Consider the following 19,847-nt stretch of genomic DNA (forward strand, 5'->3'; position numbering starts at 1 on the left):
CTAATAATAGGTAGCTACTCCCACTTTCCTACTGGACCTGCTTGAGCTAGCAAATCTACTAAATGCACGGCTTCCATTTCTCCACTGGCATGCTCTCGTTCGATGCCAAGCTTCATTTGCAATAAACAGCCTGGATTGGTCGTCACCACTTCTTCAGCCTTGGTTGCACATACATCTGCCATCTTCACATCCAATATATCCATTGACTCTTCATAATTTATTATATTGTAGATACCGGCTGAGCCACAGCAAAAGTCTGGTCTTTTTTGTTCTTTCACTGTTAGATTAGGTATCTTATTCATAAGCTGCCTAGGCGGCTCAATAACGCCCTGTACATTACTCATATGACAGGAAGGCTGATAAGTCACAGTTCTTTCAATAGGAATGGTGTACATAATTTGGTCTAATTCTGCAAGCACCTCTGTAATGTCCTTCACCTTTGAAACGAAACGTTTAGCTCGTTCATGCCAGGTGGTTCCTTCTTCAAATAAGTGGTGATACTCTATTAATCTTGCCCCACATCCGCCTGCATTGTTAATAATATAATCTACTTCTTCCTCCTCAAATGCTCGAATATTGTCTTTTGCAACCTCCCGAGACTGTTCTATTTTGCCGGAATGGGCATGCAGCGCCCCGCAGCACGTTTGGCGCTCTGGTACAATTACTTCTGTTCCGCTTTTTAACAATAATTCAATTGTATTCTGATTTGTATGGAAAAACATACTATCCATTACACAGCCAGTAAAGAAAGCAACTTTTGCTGTGGAAGGGCGTTTTCTTATATATCGTTTAGCACGGCGCTTTCTTTGTTTAGGGGTCGGCAAATTCGGTAAAACACGTTCGAATGCATCAAGATGTAATGGGGCCGCCTTAGTCAGCTTCATCATGTGAGCTATCCTTTGCAGACCGCTACGTTGATAGAGCCACGTAGCATTACCAAGTGTGTTCATCCACCTTCGAGATGGAAAAAAGCTACCGAATAGGAAATCTTCCGTCTGTTTCTGCAGAGTGGATTTCTGAGCGTTATCTTCTAGAACTTCCTTTGCTCCTTCTAATATTTCTCCATATTGGACATCTGTAGGGCATACAGTAGTACAAGCCATACATCCGAGACATTTCTCAATTGGCTCCTGTAAATCCTCTACTGCCGCTTTTCCCTCTGCCACCATCTTGACAAGGTTGATACGGCCCCTGGGAGAGTGAGTTTCTCGCTCCATCGTTTCATAAGTTGGACAAGCAGGTAGACAATAACCGCATTGCACACAATCGAAAGTCTTGTCATAACTGATTTTCTCTTGCAGCGCTTTCAAATTATTCATTACGTAACACCAGCTTTTGTCCCTTCTCAGGGAAGATTTTCCCTGGGTTCATTATCCCTTTTGGATCCCAGGCATCTTTAATGCGCTTCATCATCATCAAACCAACTTCTCCTAGCTCCTGTTCCATGAACGGTGCCTTCATGGTACCGATTCCGTGCTCTCCAGATAAGGTGCCTCCTAATTCAATAGCAGCCTGAAATATTTCTTCTACTGCGTCCTCCACCCGTTTCATTTCCTCCTGATCTCGTTTATCACAAAGTACATTCGGGTGGAGATTTCCGTCCCCAGCGTGTCCAAAGACAACAACTTCTACCTTATACTTCTCTTTGATGTCATGAAGTCGATCCATCATATCAGGTATCTTACTCCGTGGTACCGTAGCGTCCTCAGAAACCTTTGTAGGCTTGATTTTCGCAATAGCAGGTGAGACTTGCTTGCGTGCATGCCAAATCCTTGCTGCCGCTTCTTCCGAATCAGGCAGTACAGTTTCTCTAGCTCCTATGTCTTCCATAATACTTTGTACAAGCTGTTTCTCTATAGCCAATGTTTCCGGGTGACCGTCTAGCTCAATTATGACAATCGCAGCAGCGTCGATAGGGAGGCCTGCAGGCTGGAAATTTTCAACAGCCTTTATACACGCCTGATCCATAAACTCCATTTTGGAAGGCAATATACCGGATGTGAGCGTTTTCGAAATTGCTGTGCCTGCTTTACGCACATCGTCAAATACGGCCATGATGGTTTGCACGGCAGGAGGTTTTGGAACGAGCTTGAGAGTTGCTTCAGTGATAACACCCAGCGTTCCTTCTGATCCGACTAGAAGCTTGGTCAAATCGATTCCAGTAACATTTTTAATAGTTTGACCACCTGTTTTAATGACCTCTCCTTCTGGCGTCACTACCTCTAACCCTAATACGAAGTCTTTTGTTACTCCGTATTTTAAGCCTCGTGGTCCACCAGAGTTCTCAGCTAAATTTCCTCCAATAGTTGCAACGTGAGCACTGCTTGGATCTGGGGCGTACATTAACCCGTGCTCCTCTGCGGCCTTATTAATATTAGCAGTTAAAACACTAGGTGATACCGTTACCGTTAAATCCTCTGCATGCATTTCGATCTGCTCTGGCCACTGAGACATATCCAGAACGATACCACCATGCACCGGCAATGGTCCTCCGCTTAAACATGTCCCCTGCCCCCTTGGATAGATGGGTACTTCATATGTATTAGCAATTTTTACGACACGAACAACTTCCTCTTTATTCTTTACTTGCACGACAACCTCGGGGAGATATTCACCGAAGGAAGCATCAAAGCTATAGCTATACCTGTCAGCAAGCTCGGTTAATACTTGCTCGCTTGGCAGTTGAGCTTGTAAAGCAGACAACCACGTATTCATCCTACCCTCTCCTTAATCAAGTGCCAGGTACTATATGTTTATTTTCTAGTACCTGGCAGTTTTTTGCTATCCTAAGTTGAAGGACACGAACTTTTCCTCTAAGTACTCTTCGATGCCATATTTTCCACCTTCGCGTCCAATCCCACTTTCTTTCACTCCTCCAAAAGGAGCCTGTGCAGTTGTTGGAACTGCATCATTAATTCCTACAATACCATATTCTAGCTCTTCCATCATATAGAAGGCCCTGTTTACATTTTTCGTATAACAATAAGCTGCCAAACCATATTGTGCATGGTTCGCTTTTCTAACCGCTTCCTCGTCCGTTTGAAAGGTGAAAATCGGGGCGACCGGACCGAATGTTTCTTCGGTAGCTATCTTCATCTCTTCTGTAGCACCTTGAATAACTGTTGGCTGATAAAAAACACCTGCTTCATTGTTTCCACGCTTACCACCACATAATATAGTTCCTCCATAGCTGGTAGCATTTTGTATGTGATCTTCCACTTTTTCTAATGCTTCCTCATTAATTAGAGGGCCTATATCTACTCCTTCTTCTAAGCCATTCCCCATCTTCAATTCGGCCACTTTACTGGCGAATACCTTACCAAATTGTTCTGCAATGTCTTCCTGGACATAAATTCGATTCGTACATATACACGTTTGACCAGCATTTCGAAATTTACTCGCAACGGCACCCTCTGCAGCAACCTCGATATCTGCATCATTAAATACGACAAAAGGAGCATGTCCTCCTAACTCCATCGATACCTTTTTCACTGTGTCAGCAGAATCTCTCATAAGCTTCTTTCCTACTTCCGTAGATCCCGTAAAGGTAATTTTCCGTACGAGCTCATTTGAGGTCATTTCTCCTACCACTTTTGAGGCAGATCCGCTGACGAGGTTAGCAACTCCTTTTGGTAATTCTGCTTCATGAATGGCTTCAAACACTTTTATGGCCGATAACGGTGTAGCTGATGCCGGCTTTAATATGACTGGACAGCCAGCTGCTATAGCTGGGGCGATTTTCCTAGTAATCATCGCGACAGGGAAATTCCAAGGGGTTACAGCGGCTGTCACGCCAACAGGTTCCTTTACCACCATGATTCGTTTGTCTGCATGCGAAGCTGGGATTGTATCTCCATAAATACGCTTAGCTTCCTCGGCATACCAATCAACGTAATCAATCGCGAGGTTCACTTCTCCTAATGATTCTTTGTAGGGCTTACCCATTTCCTCAGTAACGGTTCTGGCTAAATCCTCTTTCCTAGCCCTCAGCCGTTCTGCGATGGATCTTAAATAGGAGGACTTATCTTTCGCTGTAACTTTTCTCCACGTTTGAAAGGCTTGACTTGCTGCTTGAATGGCTGTTTTCGTATCCTCTGCATCACCAGACGCCACTGCCTGTATAACATCCCCCGTTGCGGGATTTGTTACCTCCATCGTCTTACCTGAGATGGCATTTACCCATTCCCCATTAATATACAACACCTTACATTCCTCCTATTGTTCTTGCAAAATTTGATCTAAAAATGTAACAACTCTATCAATCTCAGCTTGCTTCACTGTTGCAGCTGGAATAAACCGTAGGACATTCTTCTCGGTGCCGCATCCTAATAAAATAATGCCTTGCTCTATAGCTTTTGATCTAATGAAAGATAACAAAGCTGGGTTCGGCTGACCTTCCAAATCAATTAATTCTAATGCAAGCATTAGTCCTACACCTCTAACCTCTCCAATGTTAGGATGTTGGTGCTTAAGCTCCAGCAAGCGTTCCTTGAAGTAAAACCCTTTTTCCCTTGCATTCGAGAGAGCAGATTCCTCTAACACATCAATGGTGGCTAGAGCAGCCGCACATGAGACAGGGTTTCCGCCAAATGTCCCTCCATGGGTGCCTGCTGGCCACTGTTCCATATATTCCTTTTTAGCGATGAGAGCACTGATTGGAAATCCTGAGGCTATGCCCTTGGCAAGTGTCAGCATATCCGGCTTCACTCCGAAATGCTCATAAGCAAACATAGTACCTGTCCTTCCGAAGCCAGTTTGAATCTCATCGAAAATCAACATAATTCCATGCTCGTCACAAAGCTCTCTTAGCTCTCTTATAAAGGAGACAGGAGGTACAATATATCCTCCCTCACCTTGTATCGGTTCTAGAATCATCGCTGCTACTTGATCAGGAGCGACCTGGAGCTGAAAAAGCTCGTGAAGCTGACGGAGACAACGTTCGGATTCCTCTTCCTCTGTTAAGCCATGATGAAAAGGGTAAGGATAATCCGCATAATAAACACTTGGAAGTAATCCTTCATAGTCCCTTCGATAGGCCGCATTAGAGGCTGTGATAGAAGTCGTTCCTAATGTACGTCCATGAAATCCCCTTTTGAAGGAAATAATGGCAGGGCGGTTCGTCACCTTCTTGGCTAGCTTCATTGCCCCTTCATTCACTTCTGCCCCACTATTACTGAAGTAGACCATATTATCTCCACCTGCCAGCTCGTTTAGCTTTTCGGCAAGCTCCACATAGCTTGGGTAATATACAACATTGTGTCCACCATGAATCAATTGATCAATTTGACGTTTGGCTGCCTCCATAACCTTTGGGTGATTATGACCGATATTCGTAACGGCTACCCCGCTTGCGAAGTCGAGGTATTCTCTTCCATCTTCGGCTGTTACATAACTACCTTCCGCTTCCACTATGCCTAGCTCTGTTGCTCTCGCTGCGACAGGTGGAATTACACGTTGAGCTCGTTCGTACAAAGATTGAGACGTTGCTTTTGACATGATTATTCCTCCTAATTTGGTAGATTAGATGACTCTGATTTCACACAAGCAAAGGATTGAAGCATCTCTTGCGTCATATCCCGTAACACATATGGTAAAACACCAAAGGAATACGGTTTATATAGTCGCTCTGTCCATTGATGAGCATCTTTCCCATAGACACCTATATTGACAGATGGTATATCCAATTCCCTTATGCTTTTCACTGGAACTGGATAAATATCATCCCATTCTGGAAAGTTCTCTTGTAAAATGTGTAAATCCTCATCCGTATCATGTAAAGATAAATAACTGCTATCAGATAAATAAGGGAAGAAGTTCTTTACTGCAAAGGACTCACCCGTGGTCTGTTTATAATGCTGCAGCACGTTGTTTAACACATCTAGCTTTTTAGATTGCAGTACATCCTGCTGGTCTAAATAATTGTGTGGACAAAAAGGAGGTGCATAAAAGATGATTACTCTCGGAGTAGATTCTGTGTCATAATGCTGCAGAGCATCAACCACTTTAAAGCACAGCTCTCTCGGTTCATGATGACGATATGTATCCACTATCTCCTTTGCAATTGCCTTTGTATCTACCCCTTTCTGCTCTAGCTCCTTAATATATTCCGAGTACGTGCTTACAGAGATATGCCAGTCTAACTTCTCCATTGGGAGCTTTGTGCGAGATTGATACAGTTTATAGTTTTGCTTTAATCGTTCTTCTATATCGCGTGTCGCCTCTTCCGCGACCTGTACTAAGCGGTCCATAACCTGCTTAGGGGTAGATCGATAAATAAAATAATTAAAATACAAATAACTCTTACCTGCGGTTTGTACATTGTAGAAGTCTTTTTGATCTCTTTGCAGGAGGCAGGAAGGAGGCAGGACAATTTCCCCGGGAATATCCTCCGCCAGCTCCATGTTGTTATTAATGCGGCGGTTCAATTCGCTTGAAATGAGCGTTGGGTCCACTCCTGTTAAGGTTTGCCCGACATGGGCTTCCCTCCCTCGAATATAAAAAGATGGTAGCAGCTTTCCGACAGCTCCAGTGTACACATACCTCGTTTGATCCCCCTCATATAATGGACTGATAAAATCAGAATTAAAGGCAACGACGTACTCCAACTCACGCTCTTGCTTTAATCTTTCCAATTCTGATACAGCAGCTACAATGCCGGTATGCTCATTTTCCTCAACAGGATTAATAGTAAGCAGAATGTTTCCATCTAATTCCTTTACATGATCGGAAAAGTAGAGAAGATTCATTAAATGGACAGCGATTCCGCTTTTCATATCCAATGCTCCCCTGCCAAACATCCACTCCCCAGACTTCGCTTCTGATTGCAGTTCATGGTCATACTCATACGCAGAAAATTGCTCAAGCAGCTTATCTGGGTTGTTGGCTTCTAATTTCCACGCTCCAAAGTCATCTACCCCCACTGTATCCATGTGACAATGGTACACGATCGTCTTTGTTGAATCCGCTTCTCCTTCTACATACGCAAACACATTCTTACGGCCCAATGCATCATTCGGAAGCTCCTGGCTCCAAACATGAGACGGGTTCCTTTGAAAATATGGATAGGATTGTAGTACCTGCAGCAGGTAATCTGCTATCGTGACCTCTCCCGTGGTTCCATTCACACTCGGAATGGAAACTAGCTCCTTCGTTAGTTGTTCCAGTTGTTGTTCTAGCGTTAAATCTTTAAGGTTTTGGTACAAAACAACAACCACCTTTCTAGTATTGTTTTTCTAAATTAACAAGGTTTACTAACCTTCTATCCTGCTTATGTTTATATTGCTTTATGTTTTCAATAAATATATCCACACAACGGTCGACATACCGATTTGATTTAGCAGACATATGCTGGGTGAGTAATACATTATCTAACTCCCAGAATTTATGCTCTTTTGGAAGCGGCTCTTGTTTATAAACATCTAGCGCAGCTCCCCTAATCCGTTTATCAGCTAAAATCCTATAAAGCTCCTCCTCATCCATGATCCCACCACGGCCGACATTGATTAAAACAGCATTCGGATGCAGTTGTTGCAGCATTTCCTTGGAGAATAAATGATAGGTATCTGAGGTTAGCGGCAAAATAATTACGATGTAGGAATAATCCTTTAATTTGCTTTGCGCTACATCCAAAGCAAAGACACTATCAAACGGCTCTACCTCCCTGCCGCTAGTATTGACTCCATCGACCATCATGCCGAACAGCTTACACTTTTTGGCGATTTCCTTACCAATAACCCCAGTTCCAAACACTAGTACCGAGTTCTGATGCAATTCTCCTACTAATGTATCCCTATCCCATTGTCTTTTACGCTGATTAAGTAGAAAACGATCAAAATGCTTTTCAAAGTAAAGCATTGTGCCAAGAACATATTCACTCATTGGAACGACATGGATTCCTTTCGCATGGGTTACTAAGATACCTCGTTTATGCAGACGCTCAAAAGGAAGATCGTCTAAACCAACACTTAGCATTTGTATCCAATGCAGATTTTTAAAGGTATCCAGAGTAGAAGCTGTCAAATCGTTTCCATAGGTTAAGAGAATAGTAGCTTCCCTTCTTACGGCAAGAGGAATCTCCTCCATATTCGCAAATACATGCACGGTTTCACCCGTTTGTTGATAAATACTATTACAGTGATACTCCGTTATTTCGTTTGAACTGGATACAATCATACTGCTCTATCCCCCCATAAAGTATTCCGGTAAAAAGGTAGAAAACGATGGAACATACGTAATGACCAGTAAAGAGAACACTAACATAATGAATATTGGCACAATTGCCTTCGCAATGGTTTCAATCCTGACCCCACTGATACCGGATGCAACAAATAAATTCACACCGAGTGGCGGTGTCACAAATCCAATAGCCAGATTAGTTACGAGGATGACACCAAAATGAAGCGGGTCTACCCCAACATTCGTCACAACAGGAAGCAATATTGGCGTTAATACCACTAAGGCAGAAATAGTGTCTATAAAAGCACCAACAATGAGAAGAAAGATGTTAATAATCAGCAAAATGATTAACTGATTACTGGAAACACCGGTTAAGAAATCCGCCATCTTCATTGGAACCTGTTCCAGGGTCATTAAATAAGCGAACGAGATGGACAGACCAATAATAATCATCGTGGCACCATTAATAATCGATGCTTCCACAAAGCATTGATATAAATCCTTCAACTTGAGCTCCTTATGAACAAATACGCCGATTATTATCGCATAGACAACTGCTACAACAGCTGCCTCTGTTGGGGTAAAGATACTCCCGTAAATCCCGCCCAAAATAATGATAGGGATTAACAAAGCCCACTTGGCATCCCAAACCTTTCTTAACACTTCCAAGAATGAAACCTTCTCTTGAGCAGCAACATAATTATGCTTTTTGGAGATAGCGAACGATACGATCATGAGTGATAACCCTAAAATGATACCCGGGATAATGCCTGCCAGGAACATACTCCCTACCGACACACTACCTACTACTCCGTATAAAACAAACGGAATACTTGGCGGAATGATAACTCCAATAGAACCAGAAGCGGCAGTGATGGCTGCTGCAAATCCTTTTCCATAGTTTCTTGCTTTCATTTCTGGGATCATAAAAGAGCCTATTGCTGCCACAGTGGCTGGACCTGAACCAGATATGGCTGAAAAGAACATACAAGAGACAACTGTTACCATTGCTAATCCACCAACTAAGAACCCTACAAGGGAAGAAGCAAGATCTAACAGTTTCTTCGAGACTCCCCCTTTTCCCATTAGAATGCCAGCAAGCATAAAGAAAGGAATAGCTAATAAAGGAAAGGAGTCTAGAGAAGTAAATGCTCGTTGAGCCACAATAGTTAATGAAAAATCAGTTGCAAATAAAATAGTAAAGATAGCTGATAACCCGAGTGAAATCGCAATCGGCACACCCAGTAAAATACAAAGGAGCAGTGTTCCAAATAGTAGTAATATTGTCATATCAGCTCGTACCCTCTTCTAAAGTATTTGGTCGAAATAGAAGAATCATTTGTTGAATTAATCTAACGCACATTAATATACCACCAACCGGTATAGCTGCATAAGCAATCCAAATAGGTATTCGCATTGCAGGTGTAAGCTGTCCCGTTCCTAATAAATTAAGGACTAATTGAGTGCCATAAAAGGCCAGCACGCCCGCTAGAAAGAACCAAAGGAATAACGCTATACAATCTATTACCTTTCGAATGGTACGATTAAATAGGTCTCTAAACACCTCTACTTTAATATGCTGATTCATTCGAATGGCGAAGCTTGCGCCAAGCCATACTTGCCATATATGTATATATCTTGCTAATTCCTCCGACCAGGTGATGGAATCATTAAACACATATCGGGAAACCACTTGATAAAAAATAAGCCCGACAATAGCAACCATTGATAGAAAGAGGAACACCTCCTCAAAACGTCGATCCAAAAGCTTAATCCCCTTCATCCTTTCTCCCTCCAATCGTGAAATGGAAAAGAAACGTATCCATTCTTCCTTATGAAAAAGGAAGAGAAGAAAGCTTGCCCTTCTACTTCCTTCTCTACTCTACTAATTTGCGTCTTTCGCCATATCAATCAGGTTTTGGCCAATCTCATCCGAAAACTTATCATAAACTGATTGAGATTCTTCCATGAATACTTGCTTTTGTTCATCAGACAATTCATTTACCTTCATCCCTTCGTCTTGCAGGGATTTAAGCCATTCTGCATCTTGTTTCGCAGCAATTTCTCGTTGATTGGCCCTCCAATTTTCTGCCTCTTCCTGAATAACAGATTGGATATCCTCAGGTAGATTATTGAAATAATCGTTATTGGTTAACATGACCGTAGCTGCATAAAAATGACCTGTTTTTGTTAAATAATCTTGTACTTCATAGAATTTTTGAGTGTAATATAAAGAAATTGGAGACTCCATTGCATCATATGTACCTTGCTGTAATGCAGTATAAAGCTCCCCAAAAGCAAGTGGTGAAGCGTTTGCTCCCCATGCATTAAAAGAGGCAGTATGAACTGGATTCGACATTGTTCTGAACTTCAGCCCATCTAAATCAGAAGGTTCTTCAATCGGAGCTTCATTATTAGACATGTTGCGGAATCCATTCTCGCCAAATACTAATCCTTTCAAATCGTTCTGTTCTAATTCCGTAAGCAGTTGTTGGCCAAGCTCCCCATCCAGCGCGGAGTGAGCAGCATCCCTTGAATCAAATAAAAATGGTAAGTCAAATACCATAAACTTACTGTTGAAATTAGCTAATGGTGCTACAGCGGGTACTGTCATTTCCAAATTTCCCAATTGTACTGCCTCTATAGCCTCTCTATCAGACGCATACAAGGAACCGTTCGGATATAACGTAACACTGACTTTGCCATCAGTTCTTTCTTCTACAGCCTTCTTGAAATCTTCTAAAGCTACATGAGTCGATTGTTTCTCATTCACAAGGTGGGCTACTCTAATTTCATAGCTGTCCTTAGAGGTTTTCGCCTCCCCGGATGAATCATTGCTGCACGCAGCTAAACCTAGCAATAATAAGGCCAAACACCATACACCTATTGTCTTTTTCAACTAAATTCCTCCTCAAAAGTGGTTTATCTTCAAAATGCGGTTGGTCACATTCTGAACATGATTTCTCATCATTTCTTCTGTTCTCTCCCCATTTCTTTCACGAAGGGATTCGATTATTGTATAATGCTCTTCTACTGCTCCTTCAGCACTGCTATGAAGAGTATTCGATAAGATTAGAAAGCGTTTAATTTGAGAATTCAAGTTATTTACTATTTCCTCCAGCTTACTATTTTGGGAGACTCGTACAATGATGGAGTGAAACATAAAGTCTAGATCAAGAAACTCCAACAAATCATCTTCTCGAATTGCTTCCTTTTGCTTGGTGCATATTTCTTCCAGTTCTTGCAATTCCGAGCTAGTAATGTGCTCAGCAGCGGTTTTTGCCCCTAAAGCCTCAAGTGATTCTCTGATAATTTGATAATTCATCGCGTCTTTTTCAGATATTTCACTTACTCTGGCTCTTCTGCCTGAGCGAAGTTCAATCATGCCTTCGAATGACAATTTTTTCAGTGCTTCCCTAATTGGTGTCCGACTAATTCCTAACTGATTAGCAATTTGTTCTTCTACAATCATGTCACCAGGCTTCAACGCATTTTGCAATATAGCTTGGCTAATTTGATCGTAGGCTAACTCGGTTAACGATTTTGATTTGATTTTATCCATTCTTCTCACCCCGTGTTACTTCCACTTTGTATCCTGTATACAGAATACGAAATTTAACCTTAATTGTCAAACTATTATAAAATTTCTTTCACTTTTTTCTGTGAATTTTCCGACAAAAAACTACCTATGATTACGTCACAGGTAGTTTCACTAAGTTAATATAGTAAATGAGCCATTACAGCAATTATTGGGATGGAGATGAGCGTTCTTTGCATAAATACTATGAATAGCCTTCCAATGTTAATGGGAATTTTTGAGACTATAAGCAGGGTACCCATTTCCGTTAGGTAAATAATTTGCACAAGAGATAAAGCTCCAACAAAAAATCGAGTCATTTCCTCCTCTATACCAGACGCTAGAACGGCTGGAATAAACATATCAATAAACCCGACAATGGTAGCAGGAGCTGCAGCGGCTGCACTCGGTATTTGCAATAGCTGTAGCAATGGAATCATCGGTTTAGAAATAATATCAAAAAAGGGAGTGAACTCCGCAATTATAAGAGCAACAGTCCCAATAGCCATAGCCTGGGGTAATAGGACAAAAATAATATTCATGAAAATCTGTGTACTTTGCTTTAATTGATCACGGAAAGATCCTGCTTGTTTCGCTCTTCCGACAGCCTGTTCAACTGCCCAACGCAACCGAGATTTTCCTTCTGGTAAATCTTCATGAATTGTACTTTCTGTATAATATGTGTCTTCCATTTTAGAAAGTGGTGGTATGCGAGGAATAATGATGGCACTTGCTAGTCCAGCTAACACAATGGTTAAGTAAAAAACGGGGAATACATGATCCACCTGAAGCATGCCGGCAATTACTAAACAAAAAGGAAGGGAAACAGTTGAAAAACAAGTAGCAATGGTGGCAGCTTCTCTACTCGTATAAAAACCTGTCTCATACTGTTCCCTCGTAATTACAACACCAACGTTCACATTTCCAATCCAAGAGGCTAATAAATCTACCGCTGACCTTCCTGGTAAAGTAAATAACGGTTTTGTAATACTCCTTAACAATGTGCCAATAAACTCCATAGCACCGAAATTAATTAAGTAGGGCATTAGAAAGGAAGCTACAAAAAACCATACAATGAGAGTGGATAATAGATCGTTCAACATAACCTGTCCTGTCCCACTCGAATAAACGGCTTGAATTCCTATTCCAAATAGAGTCATCAGTGCAAAAAGCGCACCGAATACACGTGTTAGGGTCCAAAATATAGAAACATCAAACAGAGAACGCCATTCCGAATTCTTCGTAGCGAATTTTGGTTTAATGGTAACAGTGAACAAGGTTAATGCCATGGAAATGACCATTACCGTTGTAACGATTTCCGCAAGATAGTTCTGAAGTAATTCAATGAGATATTCTGACATAATTCCCAACGGAATATTAAAGGCTTGTCCACCCATGATAGGAAATAAGAAAACAAATACCCCAAACAAGGATGGAAACAAAAACGTAAACAAACCTTTCTTGTCTATGGGACGATCTTCATACATTTCTTCTTGCTGCTGTATGTTCGGCTTCAATATATTTCCCTCCTTATTCTCTTTCCACCGGAAAACTCATGCATCTTGGTCCGCCACCGCTTTTTAATATTTCTTCCAGCGCAAGCTCCACGACGGTATAGCCTAGCTCTTTAAGCTCTGTATTTACACTTGCTGCCTGATGATGAGAAATAATAACCTGATTACCTATATTCAACAGATTGCACTTATGCAGAAAAACATCCTCCTCTGAGACTCGAATTAGTTGAAAGGATTCTTCTTCAAGCCATTTTACCAACGTATGTGGCAAAGCTTCCTCACAAATAATAGCTACCTTTTCACCAATTACATTCATTATCATATCCAAATGTAGATACTTCTCTGAGAAAGGGATTTGTATGATATTCTTTCCGAGCTCATGCAAATAGGTTTCCAACGCTTTAACAGCTGTTTCATCTGTCCTTATGCCTGTTCCAACTCCAACTGTCTTCTCATCTATATACATGACGTCTCCACCCTCTAAATTTCCAGCAGTCAATTGATAATGAATAGGGATTTTGTGTTCATGCAATGTTCTTTCTGCTAGTCGGTGCTCCCCCCATCTATATGGATTTTGAAACCGTCCAAATACAATCCCCTTTTCGGTTGAAACTCCTAAATCTCTAGTGTTTACTTCATAAGGGAATCTCGGATGTGTTTCAGCTAAATACACCTCCACATCATGCTCCTCAAGCGCTTCCACAAATAATGCATGCTCCTTACACGCTTGTTCTACATTCAGTGTGTGTTTGCTATGCTTCTCGGCAATGACATTAATAGGATTGGACACATCGAGGTATTCTGGCCTGGCTAATAGTACTTTTTTTAATACTCCATATTCAGATGCTACGTGATACATTTCAACAGTCCTCCATTCCAATATTCTGCATAAGTATCCTGTATACAGGATACATTCATTCAAAAATAAATGTCAAACTATTTTAAAAATTATAATATTTATTCCGAGTTCTTAGTACTTCCTTTACACCGTCTTGGATAGAAGGGTCGGATAGCCAGTAAAAAAGAAACCAAAACAAAAAAACTGCTCAGAACAAGTTCTGAGCAGTTACATATCGATGAATCTAATGTGTCTTGTCCTGGATACAATGGAAGAATTTCCTCTCTTTAAGGAAAGGATCATGCATTTATCCTTCTTCATTTAGATTGGAAGAAGGTAAGGTCATCTTCTCACCATTTCCATACTTAGGAGCGAGCCATCCAGACTTCGCTGCAATAAGGAGTAGAATTGCACTACCACCAAGGAGCATAATGGGAAATAAGGCACTGAAGCCACTCATCATCATAATGGGACCAATAGAAATAATAAGTACCTCCACAGGAACCATTCCAATATATCCTAAGGCATAATCATCCAAGGTGGTGCTCTCATTTTTCGGATCGACAATCCGCAGCAAAGCAATACCCATCGCCACAGTACCTGTACTCCACCCCCAACCGAAAATTCCATTCTCGAACCAATGATTATGGAATACTCGTGGAGCAATAAAGCGAAAGATACAGTATGCCCAAATGGTGCCGAAGACGAAAAGTGCTACTAGAGGCCAAGCATAAGCCATGACAACGGACAAATTAATTGATGCGATACCAAAAGCTACAATTAAATCAGTTGCGGTTCCACTTATTCGATCAATAATTCGCTTGTCCACATAGTCCCTTCCATTTGTAATAGAAAGCACCAATTGAGCCAGCAATCCGACAACAAAGGATAAGCTTAATAGCGGCACGCTTATATTCGGAAACACAATCTCGAGACCTAATTTTAAATAATAGCTTCCCATTACGACTAAGGCAATGATAGCAATATGAAAAAACAATGGATCTACCGTATTACTCGATACGGTATCCTCACCAATAGATCCCCGACTATCCTTCCTTACTAAACCAGTACGCAATTCAGTTGGAAGATCTTTAAAATCTGAAATGAAGCTGGTTTGTTGATTACGTGCATTCTTCTTAATAAGAAAAAGTCCCCCAAGAATAGCACACACTAATCCAATAGTGGCAGAGGTATAGCCAAGCGGTGTAGCATCTTCCCAGCCTAATCCATAGAATGCTTCCCCAACCGCTGCAGCGGTACCGTGTCCTCCAAGGAATCCTGCACCAAGCACAAGACCGAATCCTTTTGGCAAATCCCAAATATGATTCAGGACTGCTAAAGTCGCTAAGGCTCCACCGCCCCACATAAGGAGTGTAAGTATCATGGAATAAACCCACATGTTTCGAATACGTCCAAACGTTTTCCTCCAATTCACTCTTGCTGCTCCAATGGGAATGGCCCCAAAAATAACTGCGATTAGCACGGTTGGATAATGACTCATCATTTCCGAAAAGGGCAATATATCAAAGCCATTAGGTCCAAAGGTAAGACCTCCAATTCCTGCTATAATACTCGCAGGTATAAATAATTTCTGAATTCCACTCACTTTTGCCCTTAATACAACACCCACTAATAACAACATAGAAATAAAACCTACATCAATTGCTAAATCCCAAACTGACAATGCAACCACTCTCCTACTAAAAAAATGCGTATTACTCTATCATAAGCTGAAAAGTGGGATTTCCTTTCTTTTTAGTGTATTCAATTAATTCATTGTAGTTTTACAGGAAAGTTCTAACAAAAAAACAGGGGCCGGGCCCCTGTTTTGCATAATATTTCTATACTTAATATCTTTAATTTATTATTTTACTGTAATATTGTGAAAGTGATGGGACACAAACTGATCCACATTAATGGCAAGCTCTTCTCCTGTTTTTAAACCAGGATCCACAGCATCCCATTGCTTTAACATTACTGAAGCATAATTCACCACACCAAGTCCGAGCTCTACACCCTTATGATCAAGGACACGGACAACAGCCTTTCCTTCGAAATGGCCGCTTATTTCATCAATATCATCCGGAGCAATACCTGCTAATCCATTAACAATATCTTGAACGCGATCTCTTTTTAACACAATGTTCCCCTCTGGACCAGAATTAAAGGCAATCCACTGTTGTTTTTTATCTAAGTTTTCTACCTCTGTATTTGCAATGAAGTACGTACCAATTGCGCGTGCATGAACAGCATCATAGATAATATTTGCCGTAGTAGATCGACCTAGGAAGGAAGAAACACCAGCGGCCATGGCAATCTTAAAGGCATCTATCTTAGATTTCATACCACCAGTGCCGACCTTGCTCCCTGAACCGCCGGCCACCTTAACAATATCCTCGGTTATATGGTACACCTCTTCTATTAACTCAGCGTCTGGTGTTGTAGCAGGATTTCCGTTATATAAACCATCGACATCAGACAGCACAATTAGTTGGTCTGCGTCCACAAGCGCTGCTACCTTTGCCGATAAGGTGTCGTTATCCCCAAATTTTAATTCATCCGTCGTTACAGAATCATTCTCGTTCACAATGGGGATAATACCACGCTCCAGCAATACATTAATGGTGTTTCTAGCATTATTATATCGCTCCTCGTGCGCCAAATCACTGCGAGTTAACAATATTTGAGAAGCAACATATCCATGGGATACAAATAATTCTGAATAGGTTTCCATGAGTAAACCTTGTCCAACGGAAGCGGCAGCCTGACGCTCTGGCAAGGATTCTGGTCTTGACAAGAAACCTAACCTACGATAGCCTGCCGCCACTGCACCGGATGATACGAGTAATACTTCGTATCCTTCATCCTTTAAGAGAACCACTTCATGTATAAGCTTCTCCAGCTTCCGGCGACTAAGCTCCCCTTGTGTGCTAGTCAACGAGCTGCTGCCAATTTTGACTACAATTCTCTTCGATTCCTCCTGCATTACCCACTCACTCCTTTGTGCACATACCAATACATACTAAATGTACGTTTTTACCATTTGGATATGACTATAGTTGTAACTATATATCATACTACATAAAACAGGAATGGACTAGAGAGAAATTCACTTCATATAAGAGCTTTTAGCGGAGTGATTTCAGCCAATAAACTCGTCTTTAAAAATTCATAAACTATCGCTTAACGAACCCACGTTATGCCGAAATAACATCTTCCACATAAGGGGCTTTATTGATGAATAACAAAAAAACATGGACCCTCCTTTTGTTCAGGAGAATCCATGTGTAATTCGTGTACTGATTATCTAGTTTGACCAGTACCCTTCATTATATATTTAATAGTGGTTAGAGCTGGTAATCCCATTGGTCCGCGCGCGTGGAGCTTCTGAGTGGAAATGCCAATTTCAGCACCAAAGCCCATTGCTCCTCCATCTGTGAAGCGAGTAGAAGCGTTGTGATAAAGAGCTGCAGCATCAATCAGCTTTAGAAACGTGTTCGCTGTCTTATCGTTTTCCGTAATAATTGCTTCTGAATGCTTCGTGCCATAAATTTCAATGTGCTCAATAGCCTCAAGGACATCCTCTACTGTTTTGACAGCAACATCACGACTTAAATATTCGTTGGCCCAATCCTCTTCCGTTGCTTCATCTGCTCCTGGAATTAGAGAATGCGCATATTCATCTGCATGAGCATGAATACCGTGTTCCAGCATTGCTTTTACAAGCGTATCCTGATTGGCATCGAGCCACTCCTTGTGAACGATAAGCGTTTCTACTGCATTACATACAGCAGGGCGATCGGTTTTAGCATTAATAAAAATGTTAATCGCCTGATCCACATTAGCTTCTTTGTCAATATACAAGTGACAGTTGCCCACTCCTGTTTCTAGAACAGGCACAGTTGCATTTTCTACAACCGTATTAATCAATGATTCACCGCCTCGCGGAATTAATACATCAATATGCTGTTTCATGGTAAATAATTGCTTTGTAGCTTCACGGTCCGTGCTATCGATAAATTGAACTGCTTCTACAGGAATTCTAGTATCCTCTAAAGCTGTTCTCATAATATCGACGATTGCTTTATTGGATGCAATCGCGGAAGAACCACCTTTCAGCACCACAGCATTACCAGATTTTAATGCCAGCCCTGTTGCGTCAACTGTTACATTAGGACGTGCTTCATAAATCATACCAATGACACCTAATGGGACGGTTACTTGTTCTACTTGAATCCCGTTTTCAAGCTCCCAATCAGATTGTACAATCCCTGTTGGGTCTTCTAAGTTTGCTACATCCCGAAGTCCCTGTGCAAACTCAAAGATACGCTCCTTTGTAAGAGCAAGGCGATCCATAAAGGCATCGTCAAAGTTTTGTTTCCTACCTGCGTCTAAATCTACTTCGTTTGCCGTTAGGATAATTGCATATTCCTGCTCCAGTCGGTCTGCTATCGTATTTAATGCTGCGTTTTTTTCTTCTGTAGATAAGATAGCTAACAATTTGGATGCTTTTTGCGCCTTCATCGCTTGTTCTTTCACGGTAAATGCTTGATTTACTGTACTCATGAGCTCCTCCTTTAAGATTAAACACTAGTTTGGAATGAGAATTCCTGATTGCCAACAAAGTGTTCTCGTTCCATTACTACTTGCTCGATCCCTTCTACTTCTTTTTCAACTTTATTATACTGACGAAACGTTTCCGATGAGTAATTAACTATGCCGAGCCCTACATGGTTTCCATCTTCATCTAGAATTCGTACGACGGCTCCTTTCTCAAAGTCACCTTCTACTTTACTCACTCCGTTTGGAAGGAGACATTGCTGCTTCTCCACAAATGCTTCTACTGTGCTAGCATTGACTACGATTTCTCCTTCAGGTCCTGAGTGGAAAGCAATCCATTGCTGTTTACGATCGAGATTCTCCCCTTCCTCATTCGGTACAAAGTAGGTTCCTTGTGCAGTATGGTGAACTGCATCATAAACAATATTCTCTACTGTGGCTTTACCGATAAAGGAAGTAATCCCAGAGGCCATAGCGATCTTAAATGCATCAATCTTAGATGTCATGCCGCCAGTGCCAACAGAACTACCTGCTCCACCAGCCATCGCTTCAATGTCAGGAGTAATCTCTGTTACTTTCTCAATCAATGCAGCATTAGGATTTTCGTTTGGATTCTCGTTATAAAGGCCGTCTATATCTGATAAGATGAGTAGCTGGTCTGCTTCTACTAGTCCTGCAACTTTTGCAGACAGTGTATCATTATCACCAAATTTTAAAAAGTCCATCGTTATTGTATCATTTTCGTTAACAATCGGTATGATTCCTCTATCAAGTAACACATTAATCGTATTTCTAGCATTATTATAGCGATTCTCATCAGAGAAATCACTTCTAGTGATAAGGATTTGGGATGCTATATAGCCATGAGCGGCAAATAATTCAGAATACGATTCAATTAAGAGTCCTTGACCGATGGAAGCAGCTGCCTGTTTTTCTGGTAAAGCAGTTGGTCTCTTCAGACAGCCGAGCTTTCGGTATCCTGCTGCAACTGCTCCTGAGGAAACTAGTAGCACCTCATGGCCCTCATCTTTCAAACGAACAATTTCATCAACCAGCTTTTCTAGTTTTCTGCGGCTAATTTCTCCGTGCGCGCTCGTTAGAGAGCTGCTTCCTATTTTTATAGCAATACGTTTGTTGTTATTATCGTTCAACGAATGGTCACTCCTACTCTTTGCTTATTGTG

The 19,847-nt window shown here is 41.4% G+C and carries 16 protein-coding genes; all 16 read right to left on the reverse strand.

Features of this window, described 5'->3' with window-relative positions; all coding sequences use genetic code 11:
• Positions 1-14: 14 nt before the first annotated feature.
• The 16 genes from ACFFGV_RS13460 to proB (ACFFGV_RS13535) all read right to left on the reverse strand — a co-directional run bounded on the left by ACFFGV_RS13460 (position 15) and on the right by proB (ACFFGV_RS13535) (position 19,815).
• Positions 15-1,319 carry a (Fe-S)-binding protein gene (locus ACFFGV_RS13460; RefSeq protein ID WP_377348712.1) on the reverse strand — a complete coding sequence of 435 codons (1,305 nt, stop codon included), beginning with the start codon at positions 1,317-1,319 and terminating at the stop codon, positions 15-17.
• A complete protein-coding gene (locus ACFFGV_RS13465; RefSeq protein WP_377348714.1) occupies positions 1,312-2,715 on the reverse strand; it encodes an FAD-binding oxidoreductase in 1,404 nt (467 codons plus the stop codon). Before ACFFGV_RS13465 ends, ACFFGV_RS13460 begins: the two co-directional genes overlap by 8 nt.
• A gap of 66 nt (positions 2,716-2,781) precedes the next feature.
• On the reverse strand, positions 2,782-4,203 hold the full coding sequence (locus ACFFGV_RS13470; protein ID WP_377348716.1) for an NAD-dependent succinate-semialdehyde dehydrogenase: 1,422 nt from the start codon (positions 4,201-4,203) through the stop codon (positions 2,782-2,784).
• Positions 4,204-4,215: 12 nt separating this feature from the next.
• Entirely contained in the window at positions 4,216-5,496 is a 1,281-nt protein-coding gene (locus tag ACFFGV_RS13475; protein ID WP_377348718.1) for an aspartate aminotransferase family protein, read from the reverse strand.
• 11 nt (positions 5,497-5,507) lie between these two features.
• Complete coding sequence (locus ACFFGV_RS13480; RefSeq protein WP_377348720.1) at positions 5,508-7,202, reverse strand: M20/M25/M40 family metallo-hydrolase; 1,695 nt, start codon at positions 7,200-7,202, stop codon at positions 5,508-5,510.
• Between the two features lie 16 nt (positions 7,203-7,218).
• Positions 7,219-8,172, reverse strand: a complete 954-nt coding sequence (locus ACFFGV_RS13485) for a D-2-hydroxyacid dehydrogenase (protein ID WP_377348722.1) — start codon at positions 8,170-8,172, stop codon at positions 7,219-7,221.
• 6 nt (positions 8,173-8,178) lie between these two features.
• Complete coding sequence (locus ACFFGV_RS13490; RefSeq protein WP_377348724.1) at positions 8,179-9,465, reverse strand: TRAP transporter large permease; 1,287 nt, start codon at positions 9,463-9,465, stop codon at positions 8,179-8,181.
• 1 nt (position 9,466) lies between these two features.
• Positions 9,467-9,958: a TRAP transporter small permease gene (locus tag ACFFGV_RS13495; protein ID WP_377348726.1), complete on the reverse strand. Its 492-nt coding sequence runs from the start codon at positions 9,956-9,958 to the stop codon at positions 9,467-9,469.
• A 102-nt stretch (positions 9,959-10,060) separates the two neighbouring features.
• On the reverse strand, positions 10,061-11,074 hold the full coding sequence (locus ACFFGV_RS13500; RefSeq protein WP_377348728.1) for a DctP family TRAP transporter solute-binding subunit: 1,014 nt from the start codon (positions 11,072-11,074) through the stop codon (positions 10,061-10,063).
• 12 nt (positions 11,075-11,086) lie between these two features.
• Entirely contained in the window at positions 11,087-11,737 is a 651-nt protein-coding gene (locus tag ACFFGV_RS13505; protein WP_377348730.1) for a GntR family transcriptional regulator, read from the reverse strand.
• A gap of 155 nt (positions 11,738-11,892) precedes the next feature.
• A complete protein-coding gene (locus ACFFGV_RS13510) occupies positions 11,893-13,269 on the reverse strand; it encodes a YjiH family protein (protein WP_377348732.1) in 1,377 nt (458 codons plus the stop codon).
• Positions 13,270-13,282: 13 nt separating this feature from the next.
• Positions 13,283-14,125, reverse strand: a complete 843-nt coding sequence (locus ACFFGV_RS13515; protein WP_377348734.1) for a dimethylarginine dimethylaminohydrolase family protein — start codon at positions 14,123-14,125, stop codon at positions 13,283-13,285.
• Positions 14,126-14,411: 286 nt separating this feature from the next.
• On the reverse strand, positions 14,412-15,788 hold the full coding sequence (locus tag ACFFGV_RS13520) for a sodium/glutamate symporter (protein ID WP_377348736.1): 1,377 nt from the start codon (positions 15,786-15,788) through the stop codon (positions 14,412-14,414).
• 180 nt (positions 15,789-15,968) lie between these two features.
• Positions 15,969-17,090 (reverse strand): glutamate 5-kinase, encoded by a 1,122-nt coding sequence (proB, locus tag ACFFGV_RS13525; protein ID WP_377348738.1) that lies wholly within the window; start codon positions 17,088-17,090, stop codon positions 15,969-15,971.
• Positions 17,091-17,407: 317 nt separating this feature from the next.
• Entirely contained in the window at positions 17,408-18,670 is a 1,263-nt protein-coding gene (locus ACFFGV_RS13530; RefSeq protein ID WP_377348740.1) for a glutamate-5-semialdehyde dehydrogenase, read from the reverse strand.
• A gap of 17 nt (positions 18,671-18,687) precedes the next feature.
• Positions 18,688-19,815 (reverse strand): glutamate 5-kinase, encoded by a 1,128-nt coding sequence (gene proB / locus ACFFGV_RS13535; RefSeq protein WP_377348742.1) that lies wholly within the window; start codon positions 19,813-19,815, stop codon positions 18,688-18,690.
• Positions 19,816-19,847 lie beyond the last annotated feature (32 nt).

Source organism: Pontibacillus salicampi, from assembly GCF_042434395.1.
GTDB lineage: Bacteria > Bacillota > Bacilli > Bacillales > BH030062 > Pontibacillus > Pontibacillus salicampi.